This is a genomic window from Phenylobacterium sp. (assembly GCF_030693805.1).
Lineage (GTDB): Bacteria > Pseudomonadota > Alphaproteobacteria > Caulobacterales > Caulobacteraceae > Phenylobacterium.
Window position 1 is genome coordinate 1 of record NZ_JAUXZW010000199.1, and the last position, 1,052, is coordinate 1,052.

At 36.7% G+C, this 1,052-nt stretch carries 1 protein-coding gene; it reads left to right on the forward strand.

Translation table 11 applies throughout. From position 1 onward, the window contains the following. Nucleotides 1-83 precede the first annotated feature (83 nt). Nucleotides 84-1,052: Fic family protein (locus Q8M88_RS08000; protein WP_305596152.1), on the forward strand; the 969-nt coding region annotated here is incomplete at its 3' end.

Consider the following 1,052-nt stretch of genomic DNA (forward strand, 5'->3'; position numbering starts at 1 on the left):
GAAGAGGGGCTAACATCGGCAAACTTGACAAATCTAATACTATCTAATACAATCTAGTATAGTTAAGAAGATAGAAAGGAAATATGGTTAGAAAGACTAAATTTGATAGAAGATTAAGTAAGGTCTCATTAGATATTGTTACGAAAATTGCTCGCGTTGACGAATTAAAAGGTCAGTGGTCTGCTGGAGCTAATCTTAACCCCTATCTCCTAGGAAGGCTCAAAAGGTCAGTCCTTATTACCTCAACCGGAGCATCAACTCGTATCGAGGGAGCTAAACTCTCCGATGAAGATGTAGAAAAACTTATTGAAGGTATCGCTATTCAGAAGTTTGCTGATAGAGACAAGCAGGAAGCACAAGGCTATTACGAGCTTCTAAAAAATGTTTTTGATTCTTGGGAGAGTATAAGGTTTAGTGAAAGCGCCATTAAACATTTTCACCAAGAGCTTCTTAAGTATGTAGATAAAGACACTCTTCATAGAGGTAAGTATAAAAATAAAGAGAATCAAGTTCAGATGGTTGATGCTCAGGGCAGAAGAATTGGTATTTTATTTGATACCACCTCAGCTTATCTGACCCCTAAACAAATGCAGGAGTTGGTTGAATGGACAAAAGATGCTATGGAGAATAAAAAATATCATCCTCTTTTAATTGTAGGTAATTTTTTGGTGGAGTATCTCAATATTCATCCTTTTGAAGACGGAAATGGAAGGCTCTCAAGAGTGCTCACAAATCTGCTTCTTTTAAAAGAGGGTTATTTATATATGTCTTATGTCTCCCATGAGAAGTTAATTGAAGATCAAAAACCAGCTTACTATATTGCTCTCAGAAGAAGCCAAAAAACTTTTAAATCAAAGAATGAGGACATTAATTCCTGGATGGATTTCTTTCTTGATGTCTTGCTTACTCAAGCTCAAAAGGCAATAGCTCTTATCTCATCTGAAAATATTGAGACTATATTATCTCCCATCCAGCTTACCATCTGGGAATACTTACAAACTGTTCCGGAAGCAGCCCCTCAAGAGATAGCTGATAAAACAGGTATTGCCCGT